We start from the raw sequence: 16,498 nt of genomic DNA on the forward strand, positions 1-16,498 counted from the left end.
CCATGCGTTTTTCGCTCAGTGCGCCCAGATCCGGTACAGGATGACGGCGGCTTCCGCGCGCGTCAGACGGTTGCCGGGAACGAGCGTGCCGCCTGCTCCCTGCACAATTCCCGCCGCCACCAGCTTCTCGGCGCTGCTCCGGGCATATGCGGCCACGTCGCCGGCATCCTTGAACCGGAGGAGAGAGCCGCCTTCCGGAAGCGGTCTGCCTGCGGCCCGGAGCGCCAGATCAACCATCACCATCATGTCCTGGCGGGTGATGGGGCTGTTCGGATTGAACCGGTTGAGCAGGTTTCCGCTGACGAAGCCGTGCTGTTTGGCAATCCTCACTTCGTCATAGAATTCGTCCGTCTTCGCCACATCGCTGAACATCGCGACGGTTTTGCCCGTATCCTTCAGTTCGAGCGCGCGGACGAGCAGGGCGGCGAATTCGGCGCGGGTGACGAAGGCGTGCGGATCGAAGTTTGAACCGCCGCTTCCGTCGATAATATCGCGGGAAGCCATCGCTTCGATCGCCTGCTTCGCCCACGGCACCCGGTCAATGTCGTCGAACGTCTTCACGACGTAAGCGACGGCATAGACACTGAAATGGGTCGTGCGGAACACGACGGCGCCGGATTCGGCGTCGTAGCGGCCGTTCGGCACGGCCGTTGCGCGGCCATCTCCGTCAATGTACCAGACGACGAGATGACCCGGATTCGCGAGCTCTTCCGCCGTCGGCTCGTACGGGATGGACACGGTGACCGGCGCGTTCGGGTTGTTCCAGGCGATGGCCTCGCCGTCCGCCAGCACATTCAGGCTGATCGCCGGCCGATCGCCGATCCGGTTGCGCACGGCTTCATCCAGTTCGAGGTCGTCGACGCCGGAAATGGCGATGGTGATCGTCTCCGCATCCCCGGCAATGCCCGCCAGCATGTTCGACGGCAAGTCGACGATGCCCAGCGGCGTCCTGAGCCGGATGACATACGGCTCGTCAGCGGCCAGGAACCCGGCCGGCAATTCCACGTCGACGGCTTCGGCGTCTTCCGCATCGATGTCAAGGACGACGATCTTGCGGCCGGTGTCGTCCGCCGCCGCGAGTTCAAGCGCCTGCGAGAGCGTGCCGCCGCTCAGGCTCGCCTTCGCCCGGCCGTTCGCGATCGTCGGCTTGACGGTCACGGTGCCGTCTTCCGCCACGGCCGGCTCCGGAGCGGGCGCCGGCGAGGGCGTTGGCGACGGACCGCCGCCGCTTTGCGGCTTGCCGGTCAGGGTCAGCACGCCGAATACGGACGGATCCTGCCAGCCCTGGCCCGTCAGGTCGTTCCAGATCGCCACGCTCTGGCGCACGCCGTCTTTCGCGTCGTTGATCTGCGCGTCGAATCCGATCTTGCGGCCGTTCGCCGGCGTGATCGTCTTGAACGGAATTTTCATCTCGACGGTGTAGTTCGTGCCGTTCACGACGACCGCGGACTCGAACCCTTCGGCAATGCTCTCCGGATTGAACGTGGCGGCGTTCTCGTAGTTGACCCGGTACTGGCCGATCCCCGGGCCGTAGGACGGCGCCTTGCTGTTCGTCTCGTCAAGGAAGACTTCGACGGAATCCTGTTCGTACGGCAGATCGCTCGTCTGATCCAGCGCGGTATCCTGAACCTTGATCAGCACGTACAGATTCCGGTCATCCCAGAGCACCCGGGCCGTGCCGGTCGCGCCGTTGTGCGCCGTCTGGAAGCGTGCGATCGGCAGCTCCTCCGCCCGGCTCCATACCGCGTCCTCCGTTCCGTCCACGGCGGGTGTGCCGTAAGCGGCGGTGCCTTCCTGGTACTCTTTTTCCGCCGGCGGATGCTCTTCGATGAACTTGGCGGGATCCATGACGGCGTAGTACGCCGGTTTCGCCTGATAACGGCCGTCGAACAGCAGCGGGCTGTTCTCCGATCGCCAGCTTGTGCCGTCATCGACGCCCCAGAAGGTGACGCGCGTGATATGATCGGCATATTCCTTGTACAGTTGGAACAGCTGCGCGTACAGCCAGCCTTGCCGGATCGCCTGGTCCTCGGTGATCGTGCCGTTCGTTCCGGCCATGACGTCCAGCTCGGTGATGCCGACCTTCAAGCCGAGGCCGATGATCCGTTCGATCGATGCCCGCACATTGTCGGGGTTGGTGTTCAGGTTGTAGTGCGACTGCATGCCGATGCCGTCAATGAGCTTCTTGTCGCTTTTCGTTTCAGCCGCGTACCGCTCGTTGAGCTCTTGGACCATGTTGGCGATGGCCGTCGCCTTGTTCTGGTTGTCATCGTTGTAGTCGTTGTAGTACAGCTCGATGTCCCAGCCGTTCTCGTCGATCACTTCGCGAGCGGTCTTGTAAGCTTCATAGATGTAGTCCGGACCGATCGCGTAATACCATCCCGAACGGCGCAGCGAATCGCGCCAGTCTGCCGGGTTGGGCGGGTTGTCGTTCATCGCTTCGTTCACGACATCCCAGGAAATCACCCGGTCGCCGATCGTCTTGACGACGGTCCGGATGTGGGTGCGGAGATTGTTCAGCGCCTCTTCCTTGTCCAGATAGAGAATGTTGCCGTTCGCATCCCGGAGCGGAGTGCCGTTGGCATCCACCTGGGTATGCAGCCAATCCGGTGATTGCGAGTGCCATACGAGGACGTGGCCATGCACCTTGAAGCCGTTCGCGATGGCCTGCTCGGCCAGCGCGATCTCGTCCGTCAGGTCGAACTCCCGGGTGCCCGGTTTGTAGGCGTACTCCGGCTTCATCGCGTTCTCCGCGGTCAGCAGATTGTAATGATGCTTCAGCATCTTCGACCGGATTTCGTCGTCGAAATTGCCCGGGTTCATGATGTTGCCGATCAGGAATTGGTCCTTGTAGATGTCCTTGATCGCCGGGAGCGAGAAATCCGGATTCGGCCCGGCCACCGGCCCGATGTATTTCAGCTCGAAATCGTCGATCAGGAAGGTGCGCGGCCCGCCGTAATCGTTCGCCACTTCCACATAGGCGTTCAGATACTCGCCGGGCGTCACGGACTGCGTATAGGTGCCGCTCAGCTTCACCCACTCCCCGTCCGTCACCGTCACGTCCGGGGATACGTTCGCGAAGCTGTTTTCACCGTACTGGACGCTGATCCGGATAACCGTCGGCTCTTCGCCCCGGGCCATTTTCACCCAAGCCGACAGTTCATACTGATGACCGCGGGCCATCTTGCCGCGCACATCGAGCAGCGGACCGTCGTATTGGGCCGAAGCGGTCGTCTTCAGGCTGTGCTTGCCGCCCTCGGTGTGGTTGTCCTCCTGCGTCACCTCGATGCCGCCCGCGCCGAACCGGCGCACCCAGTTCCCGATGCCGCTCTCAAAATCGTCGAAAATGCCGCTCTTATCGACATCACCCGGATCCTCGCCGCCGGAAGTGACGTCCACGATCAGCACTTCGTCGATGTAAATATCCGAGGTCAGCGTGTTGCTCTCGGCCGACTCGATCCAGAGCAGCACTTCGCTCGTGTCGGCCGGAATCTCGACTTCCTTGGCCGCGAACGTCGTCCAATCGTTCGCCGTGACGTCCTGGTTGCCGACCAGCCACGGGTACTGGTTGTCCAGCAGCGGCGAATTGATCTTGGAGGCAATATGGAATTGTCCGGAACCTGCTCCGAGTCTCACGTTCAGCGAGACATCGTACGTGCGTCCCGGCTTCATGACGCCGGTCAGATTCAGCAGCGGTTGGCTGTCAGCGCTTTCACGATTCGTGAATTTCAGCGACTTGGAGCCGTCCGAAGCGACATCCCCGGAAACTTCCAATGTGCCCTGGCCGCCCCAGCTTTTGCGCGACCATCCGGTGTAATCGCCGTCTTCAAAGCTTTGCGACAGGACCACTTTTTGACCAGGCTTCTCCGGTCCGCCCGTTCCGGTCAGGATAAACTTGATCTCGCCGATGTAGTAGGGAATTTCTTTGCCGTTGGCATCCGTCTGGATACGGAACGCCTTGTCATGGTCTTCCACGGTGAACGTTTCGGTCAGCGTCGCCGGTTTGCCCGGCTCGAGCTCCACCGACTTTTGCTGCCGGTATTGATCGTCCGTCGTGACCACCGCGGCGACGATCGTCAGCTTGTCCAGCTCCTGCAGATCGGCCGGATCCGCATACACCGATGCGGTGACGGTGTACGTATTCCCCGTCTGCAGCGGAACGGACGAGACAGAGTAGTCGGCGGCATCCCACGGGTTCGTCCGGTTCGTCACGTACAGCGCGCCGCCGTCGTCGTTCCCGTCGAAGTACACGCCCGTGGCGTGCTGCAGACTTGCTCCGCCGGATTGCTCGGTTTTGCCGATCCCGCTCGCGAACGTCTCGTGGTAGACGACCGCGGGATCGCCCGCCGCCGACGCGGTCAACGGAACAGCAAACCCGCCGGGGATCAGCATGACAAGCGCCAGCAACGATGCCAGATGTTTTCGCAGTCTGCTTCTCATGAAGATATATCGGCCTCCAATCCATAAAAATTTGAAGCGCTTACAATCCTCATCTTCTTTATATATCACCTGCTGTAAGAATGTGGAGTTGAACAATTATAGATTTTTCTTTCAAAATCTTAGATGTTCGGAAATTGAACCGATGGACCCGGCCTTTGAGCCACGCGTTGAGGCCGATATTTTTCGCTATAATGGAGATCATCAAGGGAGATTGACGGGTTGGCGGAAAAGGGGGTGCACGCCATGAAGGAGCTGATCTCGGCCGCCGAAGCGGCCCGCATCCTGTCCATCTCGGTCGCGTCGGTGCGCAACTGGACGAAAGCCGGGCGGCTGTGCGGCATCCGCAGCGGCCGGACGCTCGCCTTCGACCGCGCGGAAGTCGAAGCGCTGAAGGAAGCGCTCGCTTCGGGCCGCACGGCGCGGCTCCGGAGCCGCCGCAACAAGACGGCGGCGGACGGCGCGTTCGTTCCGGCGGGCTACGTCCGGACGAAAGCGCATGAGCGGCTGGCCAGGCAGGCGGCCGAGATCGCCGCGGACCGGCTCGATCCGCGGCTCGCGCTCCTCGAGCTGGCGCTGAAGCTGCTTGTGAGCCGCGGGCATCTGCCCGCGCAGCCCGAAGCCGGCGGGGCCAGCCTGGCCGAGCGGTTCCTGGACGGCCGGCTGGATGCCGGCGGCTTCGCGCCCCTGCTCGACGGGCTGTGCGGGCGAGGCGGCGAGGACGAGGCCCGGGAGGACGGCGTCCCCCCGCTCGACGCGGACGCGCGGCGCAGGCTGCGCGAGCTGGCGCGGCTGCCCGCCGCGTACGCGGAGGGCGACGACCTGCTCGGCCTCGTCCATCTGTCGCTTGCCCGCCTGCGCCGGCGCAAGCAGACCGGCGCCTACTACACGCCCTCCGCGATCGTCGAATCGCTTGCGGGCGAAGTGCTGGACGTCTGGCCGGAAGATGCCGGCCTGCCCCGCGTCATCGACCCGTGCTGCGGGTCGGGCAACATTCTGATCCGCGTCTACCTCGCGCTGAAACGCCGGCTCACCGCCCGGGGCTTGAGCGCCCGCGAAGCCGACCGGACGCTGCGGGAGCATGGCGCGCTAGCGGGCTTCGACATCGACGGGACAGCCGTCCATCTGGCGCGGCTGAACCTCGCCCTGCTCGCCGAGCCCGACGGCGGCGGCATGCCGACCGGCTTCCCGATCCGGCGGCAAGACGCGCTGCGCGCGCTGTCCGGACATCCCGAAGACCCCTGCAGCGCCCGGTACGACCTGGTCATCGGCAACCCGCCCTGGGGCTATCGGTTCGCCCCGGAAGAGGCGGAGCGGTTCAAGCGCCGATTCCGCACCGCGGCAAGCTTCGGGACGGAATCGTTCGGCCTGTTCATCGAGGCGGGCCTGTCGATGCTGAAGGACGGCGGGCTGCTCGCCTACGTCCTGCCGGAATCGCTGCTTACGGTCGACCGGCATGCCGAGGCGCGCCGCCTCATCGCGGAGCAGACCGAAATGCTCGGCATCACGCTGGCCGGCAATCCGTTCGCGGGCGTCAGCAGCCCGGCCGTCACGCTGACGCTGCGCAAGCGTCCGCCCGGCTCCGGGCACGCCGTCATCGTCCGGGACGGCCGCGGCCGGGCGGACGCCATTCCGCAGCGGCGGTTCCGGGCGAACCCGGGCTGCGCGTTCAACGTGCGCGCCGCGGACGCGGAACAGGCCGTCCTCGAGCGGATGCGCGCCGCGCCCGGCGTCTGGTATCTCAAGGGCCGGTGCGACTTCGCGCTCGGCATCGTCACCGGCGACAACCGCGCCCATGTGCGGGAATTCCCGGACGGCCGGGTGCCCGAAGGGTGGGAACCGGTGCTGCGGGGCGCCGATGTGTCCGTATACAGCATCCGCCATTCGGGGCGGTACATCCGATTCGACCCGGACCGGTACCAGCAGACCGCGCCCGAGCCGCTCTACCGCGCCCCGGAGAAACTGATCTACCGGTTCATCAACGCGGATCTCGTGTTCGCCTACGACGACCGGCGGACGCTTACGCTCAACAGCGCGAACATCATCATTCCGCGCGCGCCCGGCTACCGCATGAAATACGTGCTCGCCGCGCTCAATTCCCGGCCCGCCCGGTTCTATCACACCTACGCGCACGCTTCCGTCAAGGTGCTGCGCCGCCACATCGAAGCGCTGCCGCTCCCGGCCTGCCCGCCGGCGGAGCAGGACCGGATCGCCGCGCTCGTCGACCGGCTGATCGCCTGCGAAGATCCGGCCGGGCGCCGGGAACTGTACGAGGCGATTGACCGGCGCATCATGGCGCTGTACGGCCTCCGGGACGCCGAACGCCGCCTCGTCGCCGGGCGGATCGACCTGCCCGGAACGCTGTGCCGGCCCGGAACATGAAAGAAGGCTGCGATGCATCCGTGCATCGCAGCCTTTTGCCTGCCGTTGGATCGGTGAATCTATCGGTTGACCCTGCCCCACGGCGTGCCGAGGAACGGAAGCGCCCAGCGGTCGAGACCGTACCAGCCGGCCACTTTCCAGGCCAGCACGAGCCAGGTCGCCAGAATGAACAGCAGCGGGTTCGTGCTCAGCGTTCCGGCGAACAGGAAGCTGACGTTCATGAATGAGCCGAAGAACGCCGCAATGCCGGTCAGCAGGCCGAGAATGAGGCCGAGGCCGACGAGCGTCTCGCCGAAGGCGACCATGTAGCTGAACACCTTCGCATTCGGCAGGACGACGTTCTCCAGGAACGATGCGTACCAGCCGGTCACATCCTGCCCTTCCTCCGCCTTGGCGAGCGCGCCTTTGACGAAGCCTTCGAGCGACTTGCCGGCGTTCTTCCCGACCCAGGTGTCTGAATTGATCTTGTGCCAGCCGGCGTCCAACCATTTCCAGCCGAGATACAGCCGCACGATCAGCCAGATCCAGGCCGAACGGGTGCTGTTGAACAGAAAATGCGATACGGGATTTTCCGGTACATGGATGGTTCTGCTCATGCCTCATCCCTCCGTCAACCATGTGTTCGGACGCCTTCGGCCGGCGCCATGGTCCAAGTATTGCCACAGCGCCATTGTATCATTGATGAGGGGCAAAGTATAAGGTCGATTTTGCGAAAATTGTATCCGCTTTCTTTCCATAAAAAAGAACCGGCGGGGGACCTGCCGATCCCCTGCCGGCCATAGCCGCCCGTCCGTCAACGGGCCGGGTGAAGCTCCGCGGAACGCTCCTTGTCCGCGCCTTCCTGCGGCAGCCTGTTCGACGTGCGAAGCGGAATTTCCCGCAGGAAAACCGTCAGCACGCCGGCCACGGCGACGATCGCCGTGCCCCACAGGAAGACGACTGTCAGCGACGAAGACAGCGCATCCTTCAGCGCGTTAACAACCTGTTCGGCGATCGGCTGCACATTCGCCGGGAACGACGCGATGACTTCCTTCAGCTTCGGCTGATCCAGAAGCATGTTCGGATCCATCAGCGCGGACAAATGCGACCTTGTCTCCTCGTCAAGCTGCGCCGCTGCGGCTCCGCTCTGCGCCATTTTCTCCTTCAGGTTCGAGCTGAGGCTCGTCGACATGACCGTCCCGAGCACGGCGATCCCGATCGTGCCGCCGAGGTTGCGGAAGAGCTGCGAGGAAGCGGTCGCGACGCCGAGATCGGCCGGGCTGACCGCGTTCTGCACCGTCAGGGAGAAGACGGGCATGCCGACGCCGAGTCCGATGCCGAACGTGATCATCGCGGCCACGGCAAGCCAGACACTGTCCATAAACGCCATGATCAGCATGCCCGCCACCATGATCGGCATACCGAGCAGGGCATATCGCTTGTACTTGCCGGATTTCGTGATCATCCGGCCGATGACGGTGCTCATGACCACCATCGTAATCGACATCGGCATCGTCACATAGCCGGCGTATGTCGGCGCGATGCCTTCGACGCCTTGCACGAAGAACGAAATGTAGATGAGCGCCCCCATCATGCCGGCGTTCATCAGGAAGCCGATGATGTTCGAGAGCGTGACGATGTCGTTGCGGAACAGCGAAAGCGGCAGCACGGGGCTTTTCGCCTTTCTTTCCACCAGCAGGAAAATAATCCCGAAGACAATCGCCGCCGCGAACAGTCCGATGATTTCCCGCGAACCCCAGTCATAGCGCGTTCCGGCCCAGGAGAACCCGAGCAGGATGGCGATGATCGTCAGGCTGAGGAACAGCGATCCGAGATAGTCGATCGTCTCGGACTCGCGCCGCGCCGTCTTCGGGAACAGCGCCAGAATCAGGACGAACGCGACAATTCCGAGCGGCAGGAAAATCCAGAACAGCCAGTGCCAGTCCATGTGGTCGACGAGCCATCCGCCCAGCGTCGGGCCGATCACGCTGGAGAAACCGAAAGCGGACATCATGATGCCGCTCCATTTGCCGCGCTCGCGCGGCGCGAACAGATCCCCGACGGCGGTGAAGGCCGTCGACATGATGATGCCGGCGCCGATGCCCTGAATGCCGCGGTAGGCGATCAGTTGAAAAATATTTTGCGACAGCCCGCACAAGAATGCCCCGACCAGAAAGATCAGGATGCCGCCGAGCAGAAACGGCTTGCGCCCGTAGATGTCGGACAGTTTCCCGACCAGGATCGTCGCAATGGTCGAGGTCAGCATGAAAATCGTAATAACCCAGGTATAATGTTCCATCCCTTGCAGTATGGCGATGATGCGCGGCATCGCCGTACTGACGATCGTCTGGTTGATGGCGGCAAAGAACATCGCCGCCAGAATGGCGGCCATGATGGCCATCTTGCGCTTGTGTGACAGTTCTTCCATGTTGTTCTCTCCTCACTCCCAAGGTGCCGCCAGCGTCCGGGATCGGATCACGTATCCGCTGCTGCCAGCCGTTCGAGCAGATCCGCAAGCTGCCGAACTTCTCCCTCATTCAGACGATCCGCAAAGCGGCTGAGCAGCTCGCTCCGCAGGTCGCTCGCCTTGCGCAGCACTTCCCGGCCCTCCTCCGTCAGCTCGACCCGCACGGCGCGGCGATCGTCGGGATCCTGAACCCGCTGCGCGAGCCCGCGCTTCTCGAGCCGGTCGACCATCACGGTCACGGCGCTCGGTTTCACCTCGATTTTCTCGGCCAGCGCCGTCAGCCTGATCGACCCGTGATGCAACGTCATGTTCAGCAGCATGAGCTGCGGCAGCGTAACCGGCATCTCCGGATGCTGCGCCAGGGCTGTATTGAGCTGCTTCTGCAGTCTCACCAGCGACGCGGCGATCCTGCGGACATCCGACTCCATGGTGACACCCCGTTTTAGTTCATCTATTTAAAATTTATACACTTTAACAATATAGATCGGCCCATCCGCGATGTCAACCCGCTCATAGTCTGCCCCAAAAAAGATCTGCGGCGTGAACAGGCGAAAAAAGAAAACGGCCAGCCCGGAATGAACATCTCCGGATTGACCGTATGATCCGATCAATGATGAAAATCGCGTCCGTCTTTGACTTCTTTCACATAGCCCGCGCGGATGCAGAAGTCGCCGAAACGCTCGCCTTCCCGCCGCTCCTTCGCGTAATGGAACAGAATCGGGCGCAGTTCGCGCAGAATTTCTTCCTCGCCGATATTTTCCCGGTACAGCTTGTTGAGCCGTTGTCCGGCGAAGCCGCCGCCCAGGTACATGTTGTACTTGCCGACCGCCTTGCCGATGAATGCCAGCTCGGCCAGCGCCGGGCGGGCGCAGCCGTTGGGGCAGCCGGTCATGCGGATGACGATGTCCTCATCCTTCAGGCCCGCTTCCTCCAGGATCGGCTCGATCTTGTCCAGCAGCGTCGGGAGATAGCGCTCCGACTCCGCCATCGCGAGGCCGCACGTCGGCAGCGCGACGCAGGCCATCGAGTTCCGGCGCAGCGCGGAGTAATTTTTCCCGTCCGTGATGCCGTACGCCGCGATGATCTCCTCGATTTTCTTCTTCTTCTGGCTCGTGACGCTGCCGATGATCAGGTTCTGGTTCGGCGTCAGCCGGAAGTCGCCCGTATGGACCTTCGCGATCTCCCGCAGCGCGGTCATCAGTTTGTAGTCGTCATCATCCTTGACCCGGCCGTTCTGGATGAACAGCGTGAAATGCCATCTGCCGCCCACGCCCTTCACCCAGCCGTAGCGGTCGCCGTTGTGCTCGAAATGATACGGCCGCGCCGGTTCCAGCTCCCAGCCGAGGCGCTTGTGCAGCTCGCCGATCAGCCAGTCGAGCCCGCGGTCGTCGATCGTGTATTTGAAGCGCGCGTGCTTCCGCACCGACCGGTCGCCGTAGTCGCGCTGGATGGTGACGACTTTTTCCGCCACGTCGACGACCCGCTCCGGCACCGTGAACCCGATCACCTTGCCAACCTGCGGATAGGTGGCCGGGTCGCCGTGGGTCATGCCCATGCCGCCGCCGACCACGACGTTGAAGCCGAGCAGCTTGCCGTCCTCGTGGATCGCGATAAACCCGAGATCCTGCGAGAACACGTCGACGTCATTGGACGGCGGGATGGCGATGCCGATCTTGAATTTGCGCGGCAGGTAGACCGGGCCGTAGATCGGTTCCTCCTCCGCGCCGTCCCGGCTGTCGTACATCTTCTCCTCGCCGAGCCAGATTTCGTGGTACGCCCGCGTGCGCGGGTCGAGGTGGCTGCTGATTTTCTTCGCCCACTCGTAGACTTCCGCGTGCACTTCCGACTGGTACGGGTTCGGGTTGCACATGACGTTCCGGTTCACGTCGCCGCAGGCGGCAAGCGTCGAGAGCAGCGCGTCGTTCACTTCCCGGATCAGCTTCTTCATGTTCCACTTGATGACGCCGTGGAGCTGGAACGACTGCCGCGTCGTCAGCCGGATCGTGCCGTTGCCGTATTTCCGCGCGAGCTCATCCATCACCAGCCACTGCTGCGGCGTCACGATGCCGCCGGCCGCCCGCACCCGCACCATGAACTGGTAGGCCGGCTCCAGCTTCTGCTTCGCCCGTTCGTTCCGGAGGTCGCGGTCGTCCTGCATGTAGCTGCCGTGGAACTTGAGCAGCCGGTTGTCATCTTCGGGAATCGAACCGGTAATTCGGTCTTCGAACGTCTCCGCCAGCGTGCCCCGCAGGTAGTTGCTCCGCTTCTTGATATCCTCGACGTCGCTGTGGGGCTTGCTGTTCGGATTCAGCAGGTTGTTTCCGAACATGTCACGTTGCCTCGCTTTCGCTAGTTTCGTTTCAAGCAGGCTGTCAGTAAACGTCGCGCTGATAGCGCCGTTCCTGCTGCATCCGCTTCAGATACTCGGCGGCCGCATCCTCGCTCAGACCGCCTTCCCTGCGGATGATCGTCTCCAGCGCCGCGTGGACGTCATGCGCCATCCGCGACTCGTCGCCGCAGACGTAGACGACCGCGCCTTCCTCGAGCCATGCGTACAGTTCCTTCGCCTGCTCGAGCATCCGGTGCTGCACGTAGATCTTCTGCTCCTGATCGCGGGAGAACGCGACGTCCATGCGCGTCAGCACGCCTTCCTTCAGCCAGCGCTGCCACTCGACCTGGTAGAGGAAGTCCGTGAGGAAATGCTGATCGCCGTAGAACAGCCACGTCTTGCCGGACGCGCCGGTCTCCTCCCGTTCGCCGAGGAAGGCCCGGAACGGCGCAACGCCCGTGCCCGGTCCGATCATGATGATCGGCGTATCGGGGTCGGACGGCAGCCGGAAGTTCTCGTTCTGCTGGATGAAGACCGGAATTTCCGTGCCCGGTTCGGCCCGCTCGGCAACGTACGTCGAGCAGACGCCGTACCGCGTGCGGCCGTGCGCTTCGTAGACGACTTTGCGGATCGTCAGATGCACTTCGTCCGGGTAAGCCTTCGGGCTGCTCGCGATCGAGTAGAGCCGCGGCGGAATCTTGCGGAGAAGCGGCACGAACGTCTTCGCCGGCACGCCCTTCAGATCGAAGCCGCGGATCAGGTCGACGAGATCGCGTCCCGCGATATATTCGCGCAGCGCCTGCTCCTGTCCCGGCGCCGTCAGCTCCTTCAGCTTCGAGCTGCCGGTCAGCTCCGCCGCCTGCTGAAGCAGCGGTTTCGTCAGCTGCGTAATCTCGTAATGGCGGGAGAGCGCCTCGCGGAGCGGTAGCTCTCCATCCTTGCCGGCCGGCACAAGCTCGTCCGACCGCCAGCCCGCCGCCTCGATCAGCTCTTCGACGAGCTGCGGATGATTCTCCGGATAGATGCCGAGGGCGTCGCCCGGCTCATAGGTCAGCCCCGAACCTTCGAGCGAGAGCTCGAGGTGGCGCGTCTCGCGCGCGGAGCCGCGGCCGTTCAGGTTCAGGTTCTCGAGCACCGCGGCGCGGAACGGATTCGAGCGGGAATATTCGATCGCTGCAGGCGCCGCCGCGGAGACGGCTGCCGCGGCCGGACCCGCTCCCGCCGGAGCCGGTCCGGCCGACGCTGCGGCCTCCTCGCCGGCCAGCGCGGCGAGCACGCTGTCCATCCACCCGTTCGCCGCATCTTCGAAGTCGACATCGCAGTCAACCCGCGGCGCGATCCGTCTGCCGCCGAGCTCCTCGAGCCGCTTGTCGAAGTCCTTGCCGGTCTGGCAGAACTTCTCGTAAGACGTGTCGCCGAGCGCCAGCACGGCGAACGGCATGCCGTCGAGCTGCGGCGCCCGCTTGCTGTGCAGGAACTCGTAGAAGCCGAGCGCGTTGTCCGGCGGGTCGCCTTCACCGTGCGTGCTGACGACAATGAACAGCCGGACCACTTTCTTCAGCGTGTTCGGCTTGAAATCGTTCATCGCGCTGACCGTTACCTCGTATCCCTGGCCTTTCAGGCGTTCGGCCAGCCGGTTCGCCAGCTTCTTGCTGTTGCCGGTCTGCGAACCGTAGAGCACGGTCGCTTCCTTCGGCAGCGCGGGCGCCGCGGGCGCGGCGGACTGCGCTTCGGCCAGCGCTGCCGCCGCCTGCGGCGCGGCAGGCGCGGACACCGCCGCGGCGGCGCCGACGGAGGCGGCCAGATAGCCGCTCAGCCAGATGCGCTGTCCGTCCGTCAGCGTCGGCAGCAGCTTGTTCAGCAGCTCCGCCTGATCCTGACGGAACGGGCTGTTCGTCTCGTGAAGAACCAACGTTTCCACCTCGCTGTGTTGCTTTCCGGTTTCTATTCCAAGTAAAGAGGTATGCATTATTTATTTAGAGTAGCACAGGGTGGAACAGGATTCAATGAAAAGGATCTTATCGAATTTATTAGTTTTCAATATAAATGAGAGAAGCCGGCGGAGGACCGTTTGGCCTTCCGCCGGCTTGTGCTTGCAACATGCCGTTGTGTGCGCTTTACGCGGCTGATCACCCGCCCGCGCCCGCGAGGGCGGCAACTTCGTACGGCTGCAGCGCGCCTTCATAGATGCGCAGCTCATCCATCAACCCCTGGTACGGCGGGTCCCACCAGTTCACGCCGAGCGCAAAGACCGCGTCCGGCACGGTGAACACGTGCGGGAAGTTCGCGCCCCTGAACCGCTCTTCGCCGTTCACGTAGACGACGAGTTCCCCGCCGTCCACCGTGAACGCGAGATGCGACCATTCGCCGGTCGGGATTGTGAGGCCCGCGGCGCCGTCATACCACGCGCTGCCGGACCAGACCATCGTCTGCCCGCCGGCCGGGCCGCGCGGCACGAGGCTGACCCAGTTGTCGGGATTTCGCGCGCCGAAGAACGTCGTCGTGTACATCGTGAGTTGCTCGGGCTTCAGCCAGACCGACACGGAGTACGCGTCGCCCTGAATCAGCCCGTTCGGCAGCCGGACGCCCGATGCACCGTCGAACACGGCGGCGCGGCCGATCTTCCCTTCGGCATAGCCGATCGTCCCGCCGACGCTGTCGATCCGGTCGCCGATTGGCGTGCCGGAGGCGAACGATTCCGTAGCATCGTCCAGATTGCCCTCGAACGCGTAGTGCGCGGCCAGCGTCGCCGGCCGGCGCGGCAGCACCGTGATCGGGAACGTCTTCACCGCGCGCTCCGGGCCGTACGTGATCGTCGCGGTCAGCACGGCCGAAACCGGTTCTGCCCCCGCCGGCGGCCGCGTCACGACGCCGGTCTCCGTTACGACGCCCGGATCGGAGGTCGTCCAGGCGATCCGCGCGCGGCGTGTTCCTTCCGTCGGCAGATTCAGGTTGCCGGTGACGCCGCTCGTATCGCCGAGCGCAAGATCAGCCGCGATGTCCTGCACGATCTGCGCTTCGGTGCGGTCCTCCAGCTTGCTTCCCCAGATCGCCACGCCTTCATCCGAGATGGCGGTGAATGTCATCACCCAGGCTTCCGAAACCGGATCCCACTGCTTGACGAACACGCCGTAATAGGTCTTGCCGTCGATCGTCAGTTCCGCGTCGAAGTGTCCCGTCTTTTTCCAACTGCCCTGGACGTCGCCGCTGATCGTGTTGTTCGGGTTCAGCCGGATGTAGCCCGACCGCTCGATGGCTTCCGAATACGCCTTGCCGTGTTTGATGAACCGATATTCTCCGATCAGATCCTGCCGGTTCACCTTCTCGAGCTTCTCGCCGGCATAACGGTACGGCGCAGCGACCGGCCAGCCCTTCTTGTTCAGGAAGAGCTGATGAACCCGGACCTCATGGATTTCGCCCTTGCCGGGGAAGCGCGCATGGAACACGAGGAACCTTTTGCCCGTCTCCTTATCGTAATAGACGGAGTTGTGACCGGGCGAGACGTAGCCGTAGCCGATTCCTTCGCCGGGTTCGCCGATGCGACGCTCGAACAGGAAGTTGCCCATCAGCTTGATGCCGTAGGGGGTATGGTCGACGTTGCCGGGCAGCACGGCATTTTGCCCCATCGTGTCCACATACGGCCCGTCCGGCCGTCTCGAACGGAACACCCGGATGTTGTAGCCGCCGTCCGAGCCGAGCCAGCCGTAGGACATGTACAGATAATAATAATCCGTCTCCCGGTCGTAGACGATGTACGGGCCTTCACCCGATTTCGTGTAGCCGCCGGCGATCTTCGTGCCGAAGTAGCGGTCGATCATCCGGCCGTCGGGCGTCGTGCCGTCCTCGCCCGGATAGATCGGCCGTCCGGTCTGCTTGTCCAGTTCCAGAATGAAAATGCCGCCCGACCACGAGCCGTATGTCATCCAGAGCCGGCCGTCCTTGTCATAGAACACGTTCGCGTCGATGGCGTTCGGATACAGGGTGTTGTTGTACGAACCGTTCGCGTTGAACCAGTTCGGATTCGGCCCGTCCAGGACGCCCCTCTCGACGAGCGCGGACAGGTTCGTGTTCGTCCACTTCTTGTTCACCCTGCTGTTCGCGTCGTACGCCTCGTCGCGGGTGAAGCCGGAATAGACGATCGTATCGACGTAGGTGTAGGGGCCTTCAATATGCTTCGATGCGGCGAAGCCGATCGCCGAGCGGATGTAGGTCGACGACGCGCTGTAATAGATCAGCCACGCCCCCTTCGTACCGTCTTCGTTCACGAAATGTTCGTTCCAGAAGACGTCGGGCGCCCAGACGGCGAAGCCGCCGAGACTGTCGGCGTCGTTCTCGCCCGCCCAGGCGAAGGAGCCGGCCAGGTTCGCGGACAGATCGCCGTACAGCGTGTTGCCCGGCGTCGTGTAGCCGTTCGTGAACCGCGTCCAGTTCATCAGATCGGTCGATTTCGCGGCTTCGATGTGCGAGCCGAACACATAATACGTGCCGCCGTGCCGGACGATGGACGGGTCGTGCACCGACACTTCCGTAAATGCCGGCGGCTGCGGATCGCGGGTCGGCTGCCCCGGCTTGCCGCCGCGATCGGCATTCGCTCCCGCGGCATGTACCGGCGCGGCAAGCGCTGTCAAGAGAAGGCACACCAGCATCATGAACAGCGGACGACGTCGACGCATGAAAGCATCCCTCCAATGTGGTGTTGGATCTGGATGTGTTTCAATGATGCGCAAAATGATGAAATCGTTCTCATGTGAATCAAACATACATCAATAATTCGGAACATTCAATTTCATTTAAGATTTTTAATAATTATTTCTTATTTATGAGAACGATTCGACACTGCGCGGGGCCGGCAGACCCATCGCTTTCGGGACTTGCGGCACGGCTTTGCCCCAAAAAAGACAAGC

Annotated in this window: 8 protein-coding genes; 1 reads left to right on the top strand and 7 read right to left on the bottom strand. The window is 63.2% G+C overall.

Annotation, left to right across the window (positions count from 1 at the left end; all coding sequences use genetic code 11):
* Nucleotides 1-15: 15 nt before the first annotated feature.
* Nucleotides 16-4,440 (bottom strand): endo-1,4-beta-xylanase, encoded by a 4,425-nt coding sequence (locus tag KJQ12_RS00060; protein ID WP_213482973.1) that lies wholly within the window; start codon nt 4,438-4,440, stop codon nt 16-18.
* Nucleotides 4,441-4,659: 219 nt separating this feature from the next.
* On the opposite strand from KJQ12_RS00060, the gene KJQ12_RS00065 reads away from it, so the two are divergent.
* Nucleotides 4,660-6,819 carry a TaqI-like C-terminal specificity domain-containing protein gene (locus KJQ12_RS00065; RefSeq protein ID WP_213482974.1) on the top strand — a complete coding sequence of 720 codons (2,160 nt, stop codon included), beginning with the start codon at nt 4,660-4,662 and terminating at the stop codon, nt 6,817-6,819.
* 59 nt (nt 6,820-6,878) lie between these two features.
* On the opposite strand, the gene KJQ12_RS00070 is transcribed toward KJQ12_RS00065, so the two are convergent.
* The 6 genes from KJQ12_RS00070 to KJQ12_RS00095 form a co-directional block, all read right to left on the bottom strand.
* Nucleotides 6,879-7,415 (bottom strand): DoxX family membrane protein, encoded by a 537-nt coding sequence (locus tag KJQ12_RS00070; RefSeq protein WP_015253040.1) that lies wholly within the window; start codon nt 7,413-7,415, stop codon nt 6,879-6,881.
* Nucleotides 7,416-7,612: 197 nt separating this feature from the next.
* A complete protein-coding gene (locus KJQ12_RS00075; protein WP_015253041.1) occupies nt 7,613-9,226 on the bottom strand; it encodes an MDR family MFS transporter in 1,614 nt (537 codons plus the stop codon).
* Between the two features lie 47 nt (nt 9,227-9,273).
* On the bottom strand, nt 9,274-9,693 hold the full coding sequence (locus KJQ12_RS00080) for a MarR family winged helix-turn-helix transcriptional regulator (protein ID WP_015253042.1): 420 nt from the start codon (nt 9,691-9,693) through the stop codon (nt 9,274-9,276).
* Between the two features lie 179 nt (nt 9,694-9,872).
* Nucleotides 9,873-11,594, bottom strand: coding sequence for an assimilatory sulfite reductase (NADPH) hemoprotein subunit (gene cysI / locus KJQ12_RS00085; protein WP_213482975.1), 1,722 nt, complete (start codon nt 11,592-11,594; stop codon nt 9,873-9,875).
* 43 nt (nt 11,595-11,637) lie between these two features.
* The gene (locus tag KJQ12_RS00090; protein WP_213482976.1) at nt 11,638-13,506 is read right to left on the bottom strand and encodes an assimilatory sulfite reductase (NADPH) flavoprotein subunit; all 1,869 of its coding nucleotides are present in this window, start codon (nt 13,504-13,506) and stop codon (nt 11,638-11,640) included.
* A 217-nt stretch (nt 13,507-13,723) separates the two neighbouring features.
* Nucleotides 13,724-16,267 carry a LamG-like jellyroll fold domain-containing protein gene (locus tag KJQ12_RS00095; RefSeq protein ID WP_213482977.1) on the bottom strand — a complete coding sequence of 848 codons (2,544 nt, stop codon included), beginning with the start codon at nt 16,265-16,267 and terminating at the stop codon, nt 13,724-13,726.
* Nucleotides 16,268-16,498: the final 231 nt, after the last annotated feature.

It is taken from the genome of Thermobacillus xylanilyticus, assembly GCF_907165215.1.
In the GTDB taxonomy this organism is placed as follows: Bacteria; Bacillota; Bacilli; order Paenibacillales; family Paenibacillaceae; genus Thermobacillus; species Thermobacillus xylanilyticus.